The sequence below is a fragment of the Nakamurella aerolata genome (genome assembly GCF_013002705.1).
Classification (GTDB): domain Bacteria; phylum Actinomycetota; class Actinomycetes; order Mycobacteriales; family Nakamurellaceae; genus Nakamurella; species Nakamurella aerolata.
In genome coordinates, this window is sequence record NZ_JABEND010000006.1 from 203,643 (window position 1) to 221,696 (window position 18,054).

Sequence of the window (18,054 nt, forward strand, 5' to 3'; positions counted from 1 at the left end):
TCACACCGCGGTATCGACCCATCCGTCCACCGTGTGCTGCCACTGCCGCTCGACACCGATGTCGGCAAGGAACGGCCGGTCGTGGCTGGCCACCAGCAGCGCACCCTGATAGCCGGCCAATGCATCCACCAGCGCGGTGACGCTGGTCAGGTCGAGGTTGTTGGTCGGCTCGTCCAGGAGCAACAGCCCGGGCGCCGGGTCGGCGAGCAGTAACCGGGCCAAGGTGACCCGGAACCGTTCGCCGCCGGAGAGCCCGCCGGCCAGTTGATCCACCTGGCGTTTGCCGATCAGGAACCTGGCCAGCTGCGCCCGCACCTGCTGCGGGCCGGCCTGCGGGTTGACGGCCCTGACGTTGTCCAGCACCGAGAAGCTGTCGTCGAGCAGGTCCAGCCGCTGCGGCAGGTACCCGACCGGGGCGCCGATGCTGATCCGTTGCAGCACAGCCGGTTCCAGCGGTAGGCCGGCGGTGCCAGCGCTCTCGACAGTGCCGACAGTGCCGGCAGAGCCGGCAGAGCCGGCAGAACCGGCCGCGTCGGCGGCGGCAGGGTCGGCACGGCCGGCAGTGCCGGCGGTGTCGGCACGGTCGGCCACGCTCGCGCCGTTGCTCCCGTTGCCGGCTGCCACCAGATGACGCAGCAGGGTGGTCTTACCGGTGCCGTTGGCGCCGAGCAGCGCCACCCGCTCCGGTCCGCGGATCACCAGGTCGGCGACCCGGCCGGACGCGGCGCGCGGGCGGGCCGTCCCACTATCGCCGTCCCCCGCTCCGGCGTCGGGCCGATCGGCCCGGTCCGGGATCCAGCGGGCATCCCGCATGGTCAGCACGGTGCGGCCGGCCGGAATCGCGGTGTCGGGCAGGCTGATCCGGATGCGGTCCGGCTCCCGCGCGGCCAGCTCGGCCTCGTCGTAGCCCTGCTGCGCTGCCGCGACCTTCTGCTCGGCCTCGATGCGCAGCTTGCCGGCCGACTGCTGGGCCTGCATTCGTCGGCCGTGCGCGACGATCTTCGGCACGCGTTTCTCGGCCTCGGCCCGGCGGGCTGTGCGGGCCCTGCGGTCCAGCTTGGCCCTGGTGTCGATCAGTTGCTGTTTCTCCTTGCGCAGCACCGCATCCGCGTCGCGGACGTCGCGGTCGGCGGCCTGCTGCTCGGCGGCCAGCAGCTCGGTGTATTGGCTGAAGGTGCCGCCGAACGAGCGGATGCTGCTGTCGCGCAAGCCGGGCAGGTGCGGGCTGAGTTCGACGATCCGGTCGACGTGTTCCAGCAGCTCCCTGTCGTGCGAGACCAGTATCAGCACCCCCGGCCAGGAGTCGACCGCGGCGTACAGCCGCTGTCTGGTCGCCAGGTCCAGGTTGTTGGTGGGCTCGTCCAGCAGTGTCACGGCGCCGGGACGCAGCAGCAGCCGAGCCAGCCCGGCCAGCACCGCCTGCCCGCCGGACAGCGTGTTCATGGTGCGCCGCAACACGTTCGGTTCGCGCAGTCCGAGTCGGTGCAGTTCGGCAACGGCCCGGCCGGCGATGTCCCAGTCGTCACCGATCAGCTCGAGATCGTCGGCAAGCCGCTCGCCGGCCCGCCCGTGCTCCACCCTGGCGATGGCGGCCAGCACCTCGGTGACGCCCATCAGGTCGGCCACCGTGACGTCGTCGGTGCGGGGCAGATGCTGCGGCAACGTGCGGACGACGCCGAAGCCGCCGGCCACCGTCACCGACCCCGAGGTAGGCATCAGCTCGCCCGAGATCAGTTGCAGCAGCGTGGTTTTGCCGGATCCGTTGGGCCCGATCAGCGCGCTGCGTCCGGTGTCGAAGCTGACGTCGAGCTGATCGAGCAGGCTGGTTCCGTCCGGCCAGGCAAAGCTGAGCCGGGAGCAGACCACCGCAGCGTTCGCCGGGTGCTGGTCACCGTCGACGGGGTGGGTGCGGGTACGCGGGGATGAGGAATGTGAGGGCATGAGGTCTCCCGAGGGGTCGGATCGAACAGCGATCACGTGGCGACCCAACTCGATGGGGTCGCGACCTCACAGCTCCACGGGCGCTCCTTGCGCAGGCAACACGAACGTCGACAAAGCTAGCGGATGCCCCGCCGGCAGCGCCAGCGTTTTAGCTCCCCTCGGCGACGGTTCCAGCAACGAGTCGGAGCCGGCCGGCGTTACTCAGGCCCGCGAAGACTCAGGGAATGGCCAGATCACCGGGGCGGCGCAGGCGGAACCAGCGCACCCCGTAGCCATCCAACCCAACCTCAAGGTTGCCGTCGTCATCGGGGTGCAGCACGGCATGGTCCAGCAGGTCGTTGATCACCGGCGCTGCGTCCTGGTCGGCTCCGGGTCGCTCCCCGTCCGGCATCAGCGGGTCGACGGGGACGGTCACCGTCACCGGGTCGGACGAAAAGTTGTGCAGCGCAAGCACTGCCGATGTCCCGGTGTCCAGCCGGTGCGCCAGCACGCCGTTCCCACCGTCGTGCTCGATCACGGTGAACTCACCCCAGCCCAGTTCCGGGCAGGCGTGCCGGAGGTCGATCAGCCGGCGGATCCAGCTCAGCAGCGAGTCGGGGTCGTGCAGCTGCGCGGCGACGCTGACGTGCTCAGGGCCGTAGGCTCCCGGCACCACCCGCTGCACCAGCTTGCCAGCGGCAGCGGTGGAGAAGCCGCCGTCCTTGCCCGGCGACCACTGCATGGGGGTGCGCACCGCCATCCGGCCGTCGGCGGCGAGATCTTCACCCATGCCGATCTCTTCGCCGAAGTACAGCGTCGGCGTTCCCGGCAGCGAAAACAGCAGCGAGTACGCCATTTTCACCCGGCGTGGGTCGCCGGACAGCATCGGCGGCAGCCGGCGTTTCAGCCCCCTGTCGTAGATCTGCATCTCGGGGTCGGGGCCGAATGCGTCGAACACCTCCTGGCGCTGCTTGTCGGTCAACCGGTCGAGGGTGAGCTCGTCGTGATTGCGCAGGAACAGTGCCCACTGACACGAGTCCTCCAGTGCCGGCCGCTGCTGCAGCACCTTCACCAGCGGCCGCACGTCCTGCCGGGCCAGCGCCAGATAGGTGTTCTGCATAGTCAGGAAGTCGAACTGCATGTGCAGCTCGTCGGCATTGTCGCCGCCGAAGAAGTCCAGTTGCTCGGCATAAGGCAGGTTGACCTCGCCGAGCATCATCGCATCGCCCTTGCGGCGGGACAGGAAGGTGCGCAGCTTCCGCATGAAATCGTGCGGATCGACCACAAACTCGTTGGACCCTATCTCTTTTGCCGTTTGTGCCATGAACGGCACCCCGTCCACCCGGAAGCCGTCGAAGCCGAGCTGCAGCCAGAAACCGACGCTGCGCAGAATCTCCTCCACCACCGCCGGGTTGTCCAGATTCAGGTCGGGCTGGTGCTTGTAGAAGTGGTGCAGGTACCACTCGCCGGTGCGCTCGTCGAACTCCCAGATCGAGTCCTCCTGGTCGGGAAACACCACCTGGTCCGAGGTGTCGCCGGGCTCGTCCGACCGCCAGATGTAGTAGTCGCGGTACGGGTTGGTCTCCGGGTCCGCGCTGCGTCGGGAGGCGATGAACCACGGGTGCTTGTCGGAGGTGTGATTCACCACCAGGTCGGCAATCACCTTGATGCCACGGTCATGCGCCAGCCGCAGCACCTCGACCATCCGTCCCACATCGCCCAGTCGCGGGTCGACCCCGAGGTAGTCCTTGATGTCGTAACCGTCGTCGCGGTCCGGACTCGGGTAGAACGGCATCAGCCACAGACAGTTGATGCCGAGCTCGGCCAGATAGTCGATGCGCCGGCCGAGTCCCTGCAGGTCGCCGATGCCGTCACCGTTGGCGTCGTAGTAGGTCTCGACGTCGAGGCAGTACAGCACCGCGCTCTTCCACCACAGATCGCTGGTATCGGTGATCCTCATGCCGTCCACCCTCACCGATCCGCGAGCCCGGTTCAACCGCAACGGCTTTCGCGGCGCGTCCCCCGCATCGAGTTCGGTCAGCCGGAGCCGCTGGACAACCCGGCGAAGTCCCGACACTCCGGACAATTGTCGATCAGTCGGTGCCGGCACTGCAGGGTGTGGTCCAAGAACGCGATGGCGGCGCCGATCTGCTGCTGCTGTTCGTGCAGCTGCGCCCGTTTCGCGTCGACCAGCGTCCGGCGCGAGCGGCGGTCGCCGTCCAGCAACTGCCGGATCTGCTCCAGCGTCATGCCGACCGCCTGGCAGCGCTGCACGACGCGGCCTCTGGCGACCGCGCCGTCGTCGTACCGGCGGTGCCCGGAAACGCTGCGCTGCGGTACCAGCACACCGACGTCTTCCCAATGCCGCAACACATGAGACCGGACGCCGAGTTGTTCGGCGGCTTCCCCAACGGTGTACACAGCACCGGATTGTGCCAGCACGGGCGCGCACCAACCATGTTGACTTCAGGTCGACCTGAAGCCCTACCGTGCGCTTCATGCAACTCTTCGAGGTCAACGCCGGCACCCTTCGACCCGGCGACGGCGACTGGGGCAGCAGCCATTTCATCTGTCGCTGCTGGGTTCTCGACCTGGGCGAGCGCATCGTCGCTGTTGACACCGGCATCGGCCTTGCCGACATTGCCGACCCGGTCGGACGGCTGGGCGCCGACTGGCTGCGCATGGCCAAACCCGATCTGGCCCCGGACGAGACGCTGGTGCGCCGACTGCCCGCTCTGGGTCTCGATCCGGCGGGGGTGACGGACATCGTGCTCACCCACCAGCATCGTGATCACGTCGGTGGTCTCGCCGACTTTCCCGGTGCCCGGGTGCACGCCCATCCGCTGCTCCGTTCGGCAGTGACCGGCTCGGCAGTGACCGGCTCGCCAACAACCGGTGAGCCGCAGCGAGCGCAAGACGAACGATTGACAGGCGTTGCCGCGCAATGGGAACACGGCATCCGATGGGCACCGGGCCCGACGCCGGGCGCGGAGTGGCGCGGCCTGCCGACCTGGCACCCGATAGGGCTCGATGCGCCACTGCGGCTGGTGGACCTGCCTGGCCACGCCGCCGGACACAGCGGGGTGCTGGTGGAGCTACCAGGCCGGCCGGCGCAGCTGCACGTGGGTGACGCCGTGTTCCATCAGGATCAACTTCGTGGCGCAACGCCACCAGCGGCGGTTGCCGCGTTTGTGGAAGCCACCCAGCACGACCGCGCTGCCCGCATCGAGACGGAGCGGGCTCTGGTGCGGCTCGCCGCCGACCCGAAGGTCCGCATCGTCAGCAGCCATGCACCGTGAACCCCGCGACCCGGCGGTCACCCGGCCGGATCACGCCGTCTCACGCCGAAGGCGCGGCGATGGTCTCGCCGGCCACCCAGTCCATATCCGGATACCGGTCGCCGGCGGCACGCATCGCCGACAACTCGGCAAGCGCGTCGGCGGGTAGGTTCAGCGCGGTGGCTGCGGCGTTCTCCCGCAGGTAGCGGCGCCGCTTGGTGCCCGGGATCGGGATCACGTCGTCGCCCTGGGCCAGCAGCCAGGCAAGGGCCACCTGGCCGGCGGTGGCGTCAAGAGCGTCGGCGATTTCCCTGATGCGTTGCACCAGAGCGAGATTCGCCGTCAGGTTCTCGCCCTGCCACCGCGGCAGGGTGGTGCGGAAATCGTTGTCGCCGGGCGCAGCGGCGGCGGCCGACCCGGTGAGCAGGCCGCGGCCCAGCGGGCTGTACGGCACGATCGCGATGCCCAGTTCGCGCGCGGCCGGCACCACCGAATCCTCGATGTCCCGGCTGAAGATCGACCACTCCGACTGCAGTGCGGCGATCGGATGCACGGCGCTGGCCCGCCGCAGCGTGCCGGCCGATGCTTCGGAGATCCCGAGCCGGCGCACCTTCCCGGCGGCAACCAGTTCGACCATCGCGCCGATGGTTTCCTCCACCGGTACCTGCGGGTCGACCCGGTGCAGGTAGTACAGGTCGACGGTGTCGACCCCCAGCCGCCGCAACGAGCCGTCGATGCTCGCCCGCACGTACTCGGCAGAACCGTTGGTGCCGTTCGGATATCCGTCGTCGCCCAGGGTGATGCCGACCTTGGTGGCGAGCACCACCTGGTCGCGCCGATCGGCCAGCACCCGGGCGAGCAACGTCTCGTTGGCGCCGGCGGCGTACATGTCCGCGGTGTCGAGAAAGTTGACGCCGATGTCGATGGCGTCGTTCAGGGTGGCAATCGCCTCGGCCTCGTCGGCGGCGGTGGCGCCGTAGCCGAAGTTCATGCCCATGCAACCGAGCCCGACAGCCGAGACGTCGAGGTCGGCGATGCGGCGGCGGGGAACGGTCAGGTCGGTGGTTGTCATGGCGCGGTGCTACCTCCGTAGGTGGCGATCTTGTATTCGGTGGCGGCCAGCGACAGGGTGAGCTCGCGGATCTGCCGGCGGATGGTGTCCCGGTGCTCCAGCAGCATGTCCAGCCGTTCCGGCACGGTGTCGTCGCCGGCATCGACCAGCTGCACGTAGTGCTGCAGGTCGCGGATCGGCATCCCGGACAGCCGCATGCGGGTCAGAAAGACGATGCGCCGCACCGCTTCCGGACGGTAACTGCGGTACCCGGAAGCGTCCCGGTCGACCTCGACCAGGCCGATCCGCTCGTAGTAGCGCAGGGTGTGCGGCGAGACGTCCAGCAGCTCGGCGAGCTGCTGCACCGTCATCGGCCCGTCCGGCGGCTCGGTGGCGAGTAGCCGGTCGAAGACCTCTTTCACCAGTGGACTGTCGGGTTCGCCGATGGCATCCAGTGCCTTGCGCATCAGCTCGTCGGTGGCCATGCCCGAAACGCTAGAGCTTCGAGCGCGCTCAAAGGCAAGCGCGAATCTCCCCAAGGGTGGGCGGCGTCACAGCCGGGGGCAGTACAGGCCGGTGCCGGAGAGGCCGTCCTGGTAAACGCATTTGCCGTCGGGCAGGCTGGCTCCGCGGACGCCGATGATGGCAGCGCACACCACCAAAAGGCCGACACAGGCACCGATCTGCAGCTGCTTACGGCGCTCGGGCGGCCCGTAGACCATGGCGGCGGTGGCGGCCGCACCGACGATCAGGCCGCCGATATGCGCCTGCCATGAGATCCCGGCGATGGAGAAGCTGAAGATGATGTTGAGCACCAGCACCATCAGGATCTGCTGCATGTTGGCCTTCATGCGTTTGAAGGCAACAGCCAGACCGCCGAGGATGCCGAAGATGGCGCCGGACGCACCGGCCGACACCGACACCGGGGCAGACGCCACCATGGCCAGCGCCGATCCGCCCAGCAGCGACAGCAGGTAAACGGCGAGGAAGCGCCAGCGGCCGAGCACCCGTTCCAGCGGCGGCCCGATGAAGAACAGCGAGAGCATGTTCATCGCGATGTGCGCGACGCCGAGATGCAGGAACCCGCTGGTCCAGACTCGCCAGTACTCGCCGGCCCCGACGTTGATCGGGATCAGCGCGCCGGCGTCGAACAGCTGCGACGAGAAGAACGCGCTGCCGTCCGACAGCGACAGCGACAGCCTGCGCACCTGCAGTGCGGTGATGATGAACACCACAACGTTGATGCCGATCAGCACGTACGAAACCAGTGGCTGCTCACCGAGTTTCGAACCGGAGATGGTTCTGGCCGCCGCCGGCTGCTGCTCGGCGACACACTGCCGGCACTGCTGGCCGACGCTGCCGTGGGTCAGGCACGACGGACACGCGGGCCGGCCGCAGCGGCTGCACTGCAGCCCGGTGGGTCGGTCCGGGTGCCAGCTGCACACCTGTTGCCCGGCCAGTGGCTGCGCGCCTCGGGCGTCCTGCGCGCCGTAGCCGGACGGCCAGCCGCCGCCCGAGGGTGCATAGCCGCCGTAACCACTCTGTTGCCGCTCGTTCCCACCCTGTGGTGTCGGTGAACCTGGCGGGTACGGCGGTGTGGTCACGGGGATCCTCTCGGGCTGGCCCCGTCCGCCCTGCCGGCGCGAGGTCCGGCGGCAGGCGACGGGCGGGTGTTACTGGTCGGCGGCCGGGGAGTCCGGATCGGTGACGGAGATCGAGTTGATCACTACGTCGTCCTCCGGCCGGTCGAACCGGTCCGTCGGGGTTGACGAGATGCTGTCGACCACCTCTTTGCTTGCCGGGTCTTTCACCTCGCCGAAGATGGTGTGCTTGAAGTTCAGGTGCGGGGTCTTCCCGGTGGTGATGAAGAACTGCGAGCCGTTGGTGCCCGGCCCGGCGTTGGCCATCGCCAGCAGGTACGGGCGGTCGAAGCTCAGTTCGGGGTGGAACTCGTCGGCGAACTCGTAGCCGGGGCCGCCGCGACCGGTGCCGGTCGGGTCGCCGCCCTGGATCATGAAGCCGTCGATCACCCGGTGGAAGATCACGCCGTCGTAGAACGGCCCCGAGGTGCCGCCGGAGGCGTTGGTGGTGGAGTAGGGGCGAGTGCCGTCGGCCAGGCCGACGAAGTTGGCCACCGTCTTGGGAGCGTGATTTCCAAACAGCTCGATGACGATGTCGCCGCGGTTGGTGTGCAGGGTGGCAGATGTCGGGCTCACCCCTCAATCCTGGCACGTCCGGCGGCCAAGGTCGCATCGACGCAGGTCGAGAGCCTGCCCGCACGCCCGCGTCGGGCCTCGTGACGCCTCGGCGACCGCTGCCGCCGCGGGCTTCAACAGCCGCGGATTCAGCTGGGCCGACAATCCCGTGCCCGACTGGCCCGGTGCGCCAGAAAATCGGCCGGTTCTGTCGGCAGTGCTGAATTTCCGCCGCTGAATTTCCGCCGTGTTTCGCCGCTGAATTTCCGCCGCGACGCCCGCCCCGCCCCGCCCTGAGCCGGCCGTCAGCCAGCCGGATTCATCACCTGCTGCATCAGTGCGCGATCTCAGCCCGAATCCACCCGCCAGGCGCCACTGCTGCAGCGTTTGATGAATCCCAGCCTCACCACTTCAGCGCGGCGATGCTGGCCTCGACGATGCGCCGGGCCTTGATGGTCTGATCGCGGTTGGTCCAGGCGATCACCGCGTGGCCGCCCTTGCTCACCCCGTACACCGAGCGGGCGTCCGGCCACTCGTCGGCGCCGTCCGGCAGCCGCTGGTAGCCGCCGGCCCAGCCCGCCGGCCGGTCGCCCGGGGACGACGACTTCGGCGGGATCCGGGCGTCAACGGCGGCCACCGCGCTCGCCGGCGACGGCGTCTGGAACGGTCGGACGGTGGCCATCCAGTCGCCGTTGGTGCGGTAGAAGACGCAGATCGGCGCCTCGCCGCCGGGCGCGGCCAGACCGGTCTTGATCACTTTGGTGGGGCCGTTGCGCTGGCCGGTCATCAGGATCAGTTCGTCGTCCGGCAGGTACGGGCAGGTGCCGGTTTCCGACTCGGGCAGCGTCGTGCTCGGGGCCGTGGCGCTCTGGGCGGCAGTGGCGCCCTGGGCGGCGGTGGCGCTCGACCCAGCGCCCGCCACTCGCGCGGAACCAGCCGCGCCCACAGACTCAGCGCCCATAGAACCAGCCGCGCCCTCAGAACCAGCGTCCACCGTCTGGGTGATGGTGATCGGCGCGGACGTGCGGGTGACGGTACCGACGACGGTGGTGCCGGCCGCCCCGCTCGTTCCCGAATCCGACCGCGAGCCGCACCCGGACGCCAGCAGCACCAGCACGCAACCCAGCGCCGCCGACCCGACCGGCCCGCCGCGCCCGCTCAGCAACGTCTTCACCCGCTCAGTGTCGCGTGCGCAGGGCCGGCGCACCCACCCAACCCCTGCCGAGCTCGGCCGAACGCGACGCGGGCGGCCGTCGCAGTACCCTCGACGGCGAGGGGAAGGACGGGCCGTGACGACCAGACGACGCAACACCAACCAGCGCGCGGAGATCCTGCAGGCGTTGACCGGCACCGACGAGTTCATCTCGGCGCAGGAGCTGCACGCCACGCTGCGCGCCCAGGGCTCGGGGATCGGCCTGGCCACCGTCTATCGCGCGGTGCAGGATCTGGCCGGCTCCGGCGACCTCGACACCGTCCGCAAGGGCACCGAGGTGCTGTACCGGCAGTGCGCCGACAGCCAGCACCACCATCACCTGGTGTGCCGGATCTGCGGCAGCACCGAAGAGGTCGAGGCGCCCGGCGTCGAGCGCTGGGCCAGGGCGGTGGCCGAGGAGCACGGCTTCACCGACATCAACCACGAGATCGAGTTGTTCGGTGTCTGCCCGCGCTGCCACGCCGAACGCTCCGGCCGGCCGGCCGACAGCGACATTCCGGATGCCACCGCCGACCCTGCACCGCAGCGCCCGGTCGAGCCCACCCCCTGAACCAGCCCGCCCCCGAAACCGCCCAGCCGCTGAACCAGCCCAGCCCCCGGAACCGCCCAGCCCCCGGAACAGCACATAGCCGGTGCCCGACCAGGTCTCCAGCCGTGCCGAACCGGCGCCGACCCAGCCCTGAGCACCCGCGCGATCGACACGACGGCGGACTCGTTCACCGTCCGAAACCTGCTCACCCGATCGGGTTGCCGGGGCCGGGCTCGATGGCCGCTGCGACTCGCGTGCGGTCAAACTGCCCGCGGCAAACAGTCTGTTGACCCGCATCGGTCGCCTACCCTTTCCGCATGGAGTTTCCCGGTCAGGCGTCGCGACCGACCGCTGTCGGCGACCGGTCGGGTGCGCCGTCGCGGGCCGGTGCACCCGGCATCTGCGGCACGCGCGGGTGGCGCGGTACCGCTGCCAGGATGACGGTGGCCGCCGCTGCCGCCGGGGTGGCCGCGGTGGTGCCGCTGCTGGTCGCCGGGCCGGCGGCCGCGGCGCCGACCGCGGGTGTCTCGGTGATCTCGGCACCGCACGCCGAACCCCACCCGGCGGCGCCGGCCGCGGGCACCGTCACCAGTACCCAGGTCAGCATCGTCGACGACGCCGGTGTGCTCTCCCGTAGCGACGAGCGCCAGATCGAGGACGCCGCAGCGGATCTGCCGGAGGCAGTACGGCTGTACGTGGTGACGGCCAGCTATTCCGGCGACCCGAACCGCAGCATGATCGAGCAGTGGATGCGCGATCAGGGCAGCCGCGTCGGCTGGACCGGGTCCGGCTGGCAGCCCGATGCGGTTATCCTCGCCGTCGCCCCGACGGCACGCGATTCCATGGTGCAGTGCGGTTCGGCGGTGAACGCGTGCAGCTCGGCGGACGCCATCCGCGGCGCTATGTCCGCCGGGTTCAGGGCCGGCGACTTCGGCAAGGGTCTGCTCGACGGGGTCGAGATGGTCGGGCAGGCGATGCGCGGCACCGCGCCCACCTCCGACATTCCGTCCGATCCCGGCGAGAAGTCTTACACCGGTTGGCTTGTGTTCGGCGGGGCCGGAGTGGCGCTGCTGGGATACAGCGGCGCGACGCGGCTGCGGGACAGCCGCAGGACCAAGGCCGAGCAGGCGGAGCAGCAGCGCCGCAAGCAGGCCCAGGCGGCCGAGAACGGCATCGCGGTGTCGTCGCTGCGGGCCAGGGTGAACCAGGCCCAACTGATCACCGCCGGTAACGGCGCCCAGTCGGACGCTCCGACACCGGCGCCGGACACCGCGGCCGCAGCGGGTGCAGCCACCGACTCGCAGGGCGGCGACTCGCAGGCCGCCGACTCCCGGGCCGGCGACTCGCAGGGCGGCGGCAGCAATCAGGCAGCTGGCACCAAGCTGACAGCCCCTTCGCTGCCTACCCCGGTGAGCAATGCCGAGTTGCAGGTCCGCCAAACGCTGGCGAACGACCTCACCACCGCCAACGCCGAGCTGAATGCCGTTGGCAGCGTTGATGATCCGTACGCGGCGGCCAAGGAGATCACCAAGATCCAGGCCGATGTTTCGTCGATCGAGGAGCGCATCACGGTCATCGCGCAGGGCCGCGACTGGACCGTCGCCTGGGCCCGGCTGGTCGACCGGGTTCGCAGCCGCGCCGACCGGGTGCAGGGCACGCTGCGGCGGATCGGCGAGCTCAAGGCAACGGCCAGCGCCACCGTCCCGGACGGCATCGCACTGCGCATAGACCAGCTGGAGAACCAGGTCCGCGAAGGCCAGCTCGACGCCGACACCGGCGTGCTGCAGTTGACGACCATCGACAAAGACCTGCGCGCCGCCCAGGCCAACGCCGACAACCAGCTCACCGCCCTGGAGGACGCCCGCAAACGCGAAGCGGAGCGGGCCAGGCAGGAGGCCGAACGGCAACGCCGGCAACAGGAATGGGACCAACGCTACGGCGGTGGCGGCTTCGGCGGTGGCGGCGGCTCCTACGACGACGGCTATGCCCGCGGCTACCGCCGCGGCCGCAGCGGGTCCGTCGGCGCCGGCTGGCTCGGCTGGGTCATCGGCAGCTCGATGGGCAGTGGCCGCAGCCGCGGCGGCGGCTGGGGTGGTGGCGGCGGATTCGGCGGCGGTGGCGGCGGATCGTGGTCGCGCGGCGGCGGCGGCAGCTTCGGCGGCGGCGGTGGCGGCGGGGGAAGCGCCGGCAAATGGTGACCGGACGCGCATCGGTAACCGGGCAGACCGGTGGCTCAGCAGCTGGGCCAGCGGGTGGGTCCGGACGGCTATGGAAACGAATCGGCTGTGGCGCACAACATTTCGGGTGAGCCGCCCGAGCGCGCCGTGAACGCCGCCATCGGCCGGCCGGTAGCGGTGTCGGCAACCCAACAGCTGGCGGACGCGGGCGTTCGGATCTGGCTGGACGACACAGGTGTGCTGCACTGCGTCTGGCCGAGCCAACAGGAGATCACCGCGGAGCTGGCCAGGTTGGCGGTGGCCAAGGCATCCGACCTCGCCGGCGACCGGCGGCTGCCGCTGCTGGTGAGCCTCGCCGGCATTCACCGCATCGGCCGCGGTACCTACGCCGAGTGGGCCGCGCAGACCGCGGCGAACAAGATCGCCCTGCTGGGCCGCAGCCCGGTGGACCGGGTGATAGCGAACTTCGCCATCGGTCTCACCGACCTGCCGCTGCCCACCAGGTATTTCGACGACGAGGCGGCTGCCCTGCGCTGGTTACGAGAACCCGATGAGCTCTGATCAGCCCCGCCGCACCCGGAAAAAGGGCGCCGTGAAGCACGATCGGGCCGGCCGGGCCGACGTGCCGCAACCGGATGCCGAGCCGAAGATCCCGAAGCAGCCGGCGGCCAAGCGGCGAATGGTCAAGCCGCCGGCCACCGAACCACCCGACGCCGAGCGGCCGGACCAACGGCAACCCGACGCCGAGCAGCCAGCACCGCAACAGCCCGAACCCCACCAGCCCGAACCCCACCAGCCCGAAACCCACCAGCCCGAAACACCGAAACCCCGGCGCAAGCGCGCGTCGTCCGGCACATCCGCACCGTCCGGATTTGCCGGTACTGCCGGCATCCCAACCGCCCCCGACACCCAGGGCAGCCCCGACACCGAAAGCACCGCAGGCACTTCGGGCACCGCAAGCACTTCGGGCACCGCAGACACCGAGGCCACCGATCAGCGCATGGCGCAGGTGCTGCAGCTCATCGTCGACCTGGCCACCGGGCGGCTCGATGCCAGACTGGAACCCTCGCATGCGCACGACGAGCTGGACGCGGTGATCACCGGCATCAACATGCTCGCCGAGGAACTGCAGGAGGTGTACGGCGATCTGGAGAGCCGGGTGGCCGAACGGACCCAGATGCTGCGGCAGGCCCAGTCCGAGCTGGAACGGCTGGCATTGCGAGATCCGTTGACGGGCTTGGCGAATCGTTCGCTGGTCGGCGACCGGATTGCGCAGGCGCTGGCCTGGGGCGAACGCGGCGCCCGCTTCCCCGCGGTGCTGCTGCTCGACCTCGACGGGTTCAAGACCATCAACGACAGCCTCGGGCACACCGCGGGTGACGCGGTGTTGGTCGAGGTGGCGCGCCGGCTCAGCACGGTGGCGCGACCGATGGACACGGTAGCCCGGCTGGGTGGCGACGAATTCGCGCTGGTGATCCCCGATACCACCGCCGAGCAGGCCGAAGAGGTGGCGGCCGCCGCGCTGGAGTCGCTCAAGGAACCGCTGCTGGTGCACGGTCGATCGGTGTGGGCGCTGGCCAGCATCGGCATCAGGGTGGGCGCGGCCGGCGAGACCACCGACATGCTGCTCCGCGACGCCGATACCGCGATGTACGAAGCCAAGACCTCGGGCCGCGGCCGTGCCATGGTGTATCAGGAATCGATGCACAGCATGGTGCAGCGGCGGCTGCGGGTGGTGTCCGAGCTGGGCAGCGCCATTCGCAGCAGCGAGTTGCGCCTGGTGTACCAACCGATCGTCGACCTGGCGAGCGGCCGTACCGTTGCCGTCGAGGCGCTGGTGCGCTGGCACCATCCACACCGCGGGCTGATCATGCCGGACGACTTCATCCCGGTGGCGGAAGATTCCGGGCTGGTGGTGGATCTGGGCTACTGGGTGGCCGAGGCGGCGATCAAGCAGGTGAGCGAGTGGCAGTCGCTGCTCGACGATGACGATTTCCGGGTCTACCTGAACGTATCGCCGGTGGAGCTGCGCCGGCCGGGCCTGTCGGAGTACCTGCGGGACAACCTTGAACGGTTCGGCGTGCCGACCAACCGGCTCGCCCTTGAGATCTCGGAAACCGCGCTGATGAGCCAGGATGTCGCCGGATTGTTGGCCCTGAAGGGCATCGAGGAATTGGGCGTCAGCCTCGAGATCGACGATTTCGGCACCGGCTATTCATCGATCGCCTATCTACGCCAGCTCCCGGTCGACACCGTGAAGGTCGACCGCTCGCTGATCACCGAGGTGACCGACGATCCCCGGCAGCGGGTGTTCGTCGGTGCCGTGTTGCAGCTGATCCATTCGGTCGGCTGCCGGGCGGTGGTGGAGGGCGTCGAGGAGCGCGAACAGGCCGAGGTGCTGTTCGATCTGGGATGCGAACGGGCCCAGGGGTTTTACTTCGGCCGGCCGATGTCTCCCGAGGCGATGACCAGCCGGCTGGCACTGCAGGCCAGGCTCGCCAGGGGGCCGGACGGCGGACGCTGAGCAGCACCCGGTTCCGGCTCCGACCCGGCGCCGGTGCAGAGCGCCGGCGTCAGCCGACGCTCACCGCACCGGCAGCGCGTTCGGTCACCTCCACTCGATCGCCGACGCTGAGCCGCCCGAGCCGGTCAGGGATCAGATGCCGTGCGATCCACGTCTTTCCGTCCCAGCGCCGGTACCTGGCCAGGGTGCGGATCGGTTCCTTGCCCTTCTGCAGGGTGGTCGGGTCGATGGTGGTCATTACGCAGCGGTCAACGCTCTTCACCCCGCGCAGCCGAACCTCGCCGATCTGCAGCATGGTCCAGTCGTCCTCGTCGAACGGTTCCGCACCTGACACCACGATGTTCGCCCGGAAGCGTTGCGGGAGAATGGATCCGGTGCCGGGCGACTCGGCCTCGCCGAGTTCCAGCCGGCGCTCGGCCACCCAGTCGTCCAGTTGCCGCACCGATGCGGCGCCGATCACCGTCACCGGGTAGCCGTCCTGGAACGCCGCGTGATCGCCGGGCCGGCTGTGCTCGGGTCCGAGTTCCCGCTGCTCCGGTCGATGGCAGTGCACCAGGTGCACATCGGTGCGCTGCAACACTTCTCCGAGCCAGGCATCGGCGGCGTCGGCGACGCGCAGCGCCTGCCAGGTCGGCCTGGTGAACATTCGCACGGTGAGCGGTTCGGCCGCGGCGGCGGCGGCAAGCTCGAGGGTTTCGATGCCGGGCGCCGACAGCCGCAGCGGCACCTGGCAGTCCGGATCGGTCTGCGGGGTGTCGGCGACGATGCGCATCAGCGTCGGCAACTCCCGCGCGGTGATCGCCTGGCCGGCGTCATCCACCACCATCCACTCCCGGTCGCCCACCAGCCCGGCGGTGCCGACCTCGGCCACCCGCACCGGGCGGATGGCCGTGCTCTTGACCGGGTGCAGGTTCAGCGCGGTGATCTCCATCCGCTCAGTCTGCCGTCACCGCCCATGCGGCCGCGCCGCCGGTCCCCGAGCAGCGGCGGGGCAGCCCCGATGGTCCGGAACCGCCACCTCAGGTCCAGCGACTACCTTGGCTGGACGCCGGGCCGCCAGCAACGGCACGTGCCAGCGGCGCGGGCAACCCCGAGCATGGCCCGGGACGCGGCCGGGCAAACACCGCGACCGGGCAAACACCCTGGGCAAACACGCAGCGACAGCGGCCGAACCGGGCCAAGAGAGGACGGACGTCAGGTGCGCGCAGGCCGATGGGTGGTACTGGCTGCGCTGACGGCCCTGGCAGTGGCGACCGGCTGGCTGTTCGTGCTGACCGGCGCCACCGACGCCTTCCGCGCGGTGGGCCTGTCGGATCCGGGGTCGGCCACCCTCGGCGCCGCGGCCGCGGTCCGGACGCTCGCCGCCGCCGGCGGCGGGATGACGCTCGGCCTGCTGTTGTATGCCGCGTTCGTGGCGGCGCCGGCAACGGCGACAACAGTGTCGGTGGACGGTTTCCGGGCGCTGGACAGCGCGCGCCGGTGGTCGGTGGGCTGGACGGTGACCGCGCTGGCGATGGTGCCGCTCACCGCGGCGACCGGATCCGGTTTGTCGCTCCGCCGGGTCGCCGACGGCGGATCGTTGGTGGTGGCGGTGCAGGCCTCCGAGCAGCCGAAGGCATGGTTACTCACCGCGCTGCTGGCGGCGGTAGTCGCTGTCGGCACCCGCATCGTGCTGGGCTGGTCGGCGTTGGTCGGACTGCTGGCGGTGGCGGCGCTGGCGCTGGTGGCGTCGGTGGTGGTCGGCAACCCCGGCGAGGGGCCGGGGCACGATCTGGGGACGACGGCGGCGACCGTGCAGGTGCTGGCCGCCGGCTGCTGGATCGGGGTGCTGTGGGCCGCGTTCCGGCAGCTCACCGCCACCGGCCGCGCTCTCGATGCGACGCTGACGCGCCGGGTGGGTACGGTCGCGGCGGTCGCGTCCGGCGCCGCCACCGTCAGCGGGCTGGTGCTGATCGCCGTGCTGGCGCCCGGTCGTGACCCGACGGGCGCGCAGTACCGCTGGGCGGTCTGGCTCGGGCTGGGACTGGTGGTGGCGGCCGGTGTCGGCGGCTTGGCGTGGTGGCTGCGGCGACCGGATGGCCGCTCCGAGTCGAGATCCGCTGCCGCAACACGATTCTCGGGCCGAGCGTTACTGCTGACGCAGACCGCGCTGCTGCTGGCGGCGGTGGCCGCGTCGGCGGTGGCAGCCGCCCGGCCGGCGCCGTCCAGCGTCGATCCGGGCGCCAGCATCGACGAGTTGCTGATCGGTTACGACCTACCGAAGCCTTTCTCGCTGATCACGCTGGCGACGCTCTGGCGGTTCGATCTGGTACTTGGGTCGGCCGCGATCGTTGCCGCCGGCTGGTACCTGGTGTCGGTGCGGCGGCTCCGAACCTCGGGTCGGAGCTGGCCGGCGGGCCGGACGGCGAGCTTCCTCGCCGGCTGCGCGGTGTGGTTGCTGTCCACCAGTTCCGGTGCCTCGGCCTACGGTAGCGCCTTGTTCAGCGTGCACATGGCGGTGCACATGCTGCTCAGCATGGTCGCCCCGATTCTGCTGGTTTGCGGCCAGCCGATCCGGTTGGCCACCAGGACTTCTCGGCCGAGCCCCGGCCCGGTGAGCGGCCCGCGCCGCTGGCTGGGTTGGCTGGCCGGCTCCCGGGTGCTGCGGTGGCTGTCGCAGCCCTTGGTGGCCGCGGCCGTCTATGTGCTGGCGCTGTACGGGCTGTACCTGACGTCGGTGCTCGATCCCTTTCTGCGGTACCACTGGGGCCACCTCGGGATGAACCTGTTCTTCCTGGCCACCGGCTACCTCTTTTACAACGCGCTGCTCGGTGTCGATCTGCTGCCCCGCCGCCCCGGTGTGCTCCCCCGGCTCGGTGCGCTGCTGCTGATCATGCCGTTCCACACCGTCTTCGGGATCGTCGTGATGAGCTCTGACCGGTTGCTGGCGGCGGACTTCTACCGGTCGCTGGAGCTCGGCTGGCGACCGTCGGTGATGGCCGACCAACGGCTCGGCGGGGTCATCGCCTGGGTCGGCGGCCAGCTTCCGGTGCTGCTCGTCGTCGTGGTGATCTGCTGGCAGTGGTACCGCGGTCAGCGCGACGACGGGCCCGCCACCGGCGCCGGCTCGGTGCCGCTGGGGATGCTGGGTCAGGACGCGGACACCGCGCTCACCCGGCGGGCATGAC

The 18,054-nt window shown here is 70.2% G+C and carries 14 protein-coding genes and 1 pseudogene; 6 read left to right on the forward strand and 9 right to left on the reverse strand.

The window, feature by feature from the left end; translation table 11 throughout:
* The 3 genes from HKD39_RS12095 to HKD39_RS12105 form a co-directional block, all read right to left on the reverse strand.
* Positions 1-1,941: an ATP-binding cassette domain-containing protein gene (locus HKD39_RS12095; RefSeq protein WP_212754484.1), complete on the reverse strand. Its 1,941-nt coding sequence runs from the start codon at positions 1,939-1,941 to the stop codon at positions 1-3.
* A 217-nt stretch (positions 1,942-2,158) separates the two neighbouring features.
* Positions 2,159-3,880 (reverse strand): alpha-amylase family protein, encoded by a 1,722-nt coding sequence (locus tag HKD39_RS12100; protein WP_171200125.1) that lies wholly within the window; start codon positions 3,878-3,880, stop codon positions 2,159-2,161.
* 77 nt (positions 3,881-3,957) lie between these two features.
* Positions 3,958-4,341: a MerR family transcriptional regulator gene (locus HKD39_RS12105; protein WP_171200126.1), complete on the reverse strand. Its 384-nt coding sequence runs from the start codon at positions 4,339-4,341 to the stop codon at positions 3,958-3,960.
* Positions 4,342-4,418: 77 nt separating this feature from the next.
* On the opposite strand from HKD39_RS12105, the gene HKD39_RS12110 reads away from it, so the two are divergent.
* Positions 4,419-5,219: an MBL fold metallo-hydrolase gene (locus HKD39_RS12110; protein WP_171200127.1), complete on the forward strand. Its 801-nt coding sequence runs from the start codon at positions 4,419-4,421 to the stop codon at positions 5,217-5,219.
* A gap of 40 nt (positions 5,220-5,259) precedes the next feature.
* Here the strand turns inward: HKD39_RS12110 and HKD39_RS12115 are convergent, their stop codons facing one another.
* The 5 genes from HKD39_RS12115 to HKD39_RS12135 all read right to left on the reverse strand — a co-directional run bounded on the left by HKD39_RS12115 (position 5,260) and on the right by HKD39_RS12135 (position 9,618).
* Positions 5,260-6,270: an aldo/keto reductase gene (locus HKD39_RS12115; protein WP_171200128.1), complete on the reverse strand. Its 1,011-nt coding sequence runs from the start codon at positions 6,268-6,270 to the stop codon at positions 5,260-5,262.
* Positions 6,267-6,734 carry a MerR family transcriptional regulator gene (locus HKD39_RS12120; protein WP_171200129.1) on the reverse strand — a complete coding sequence of 156 codons (468 nt, stop codon included), beginning with the start codon at positions 6,732-6,734 and terminating at the stop codon, positions 6,267-6,269. Before HKD39_RS12120 ends, HKD39_RS12115 begins: the two co-directional genes overlap by 4 nt.
* A 66-nt stretch (positions 6,735-6,800) precedes the next feature.
* Complete coding sequence (locus HKD39_RS20565) at positions 6,801-7,853, reverse strand: rhomboid family intramembrane serine protease (protein WP_171200130.1); 1,053 nt, start codon at positions 7,851-7,853, stop codon at positions 6,801-6,803.
* Positions 7,854-7,922: 69 nt separating this feature from the next.
* Positions 7,923-8,465, reverse strand: a complete 543-nt coding sequence (locus HKD39_RS12130; protein ID WP_171200131.1) for a peptidylprolyl isomerase — start codon at positions 8,463-8,465, stop codon at positions 7,923-7,925.
* A gap of 382 nt (positions 8,466-8,847) precedes the next feature.
* Entirely contained in the window at positions 8,848-9,618 is a 771-nt protein-coding gene (locus tag HKD39_RS12135) for a DUF2020 domain-containing protein (protein ID WP_343074695.1), read from the reverse strand.
* A 115-nt stretch (positions 9,619-9,733) separates the two neighbouring features.
* On the opposite strand from HKD39_RS12135, the pseudogene HKD39_RS19655 reads away from it, so the two are divergent.
* The 4 genes and pseudogenes from HKD39_RS19655 to HKD39_RS12155 form a co-directional block, all read left to right on the forward strand.
* A pseudogene (locus HKD39_RS19655) lies at positions 9,734-10,126 on the forward strand (Fur family transcriptional regulator); the annotation flags it as partial.
* Positions 10,127-10,503: 377 nt separating this feature from the next.
* On the forward strand, positions 10,504-12,384 hold the full coding sequence (locus HKD39_RS18855) for a TPM domain-containing protein (protein WP_212754485.1): 1,881 nt from the start codon (positions 10,504-10,506) through the stop codon (positions 12,382-12,384).
* A gap of 87 nt (positions 12,385-12,471) precedes the next feature.
* The gene (locus HKD39_RS12150; protein WP_171200134.1) at positions 12,472-12,924 is read left to right on the forward strand and encodes a DUF7793 family protein; all 453 of its coding nucleotides are present in this window, start codon (positions 12,472-12,474) and stop codon (positions 12,922-12,924) included.
* 31 nt (positions 12,925-12,955) lie between these two features.
* Positions 12,956-14,887 carry a putative bifunctional diguanylate cyclase/phosphodiesterase gene (locus HKD39_RS12155; RefSeq protein WP_212754486.1) on the forward strand — a complete coding sequence of 644 codons (1,932 nt, stop codon included), beginning with the start codon at positions 12,956-12,958 and terminating at the stop codon, positions 14,885-14,887.
* Positions 14,888-14,936: 49 nt separating this feature from the next.
* On the opposite strand, the gene HKD39_RS12160 is transcribed toward HKD39_RS12155, so the two are convergent.
* Complete coding sequence (locus HKD39_RS12160; RefSeq protein ID WP_171200135.1) at positions 14,937-15,818, reverse strand: MOSC domain-containing protein; 882 nt, start codon at positions 15,816-15,818, stop codon at positions 14,937-14,939.
* Between the two features lie 267 nt (positions 15,819-16,085).
* Here HKD39_RS12160 and HKD39_RS12165 point away from each other — a divergent pair, with 267 nt between their 5' ends.
* Entirely contained in the window at positions 16,086-18,053 is a 1,968-nt protein-coding gene (locus HKD39_RS12165) for a cytochrome c oxidase assembly protein (RefSeq protein WP_171200136.1), read from the forward strand.
* Position 18,054 lies beyond the last annotated feature (1 nt).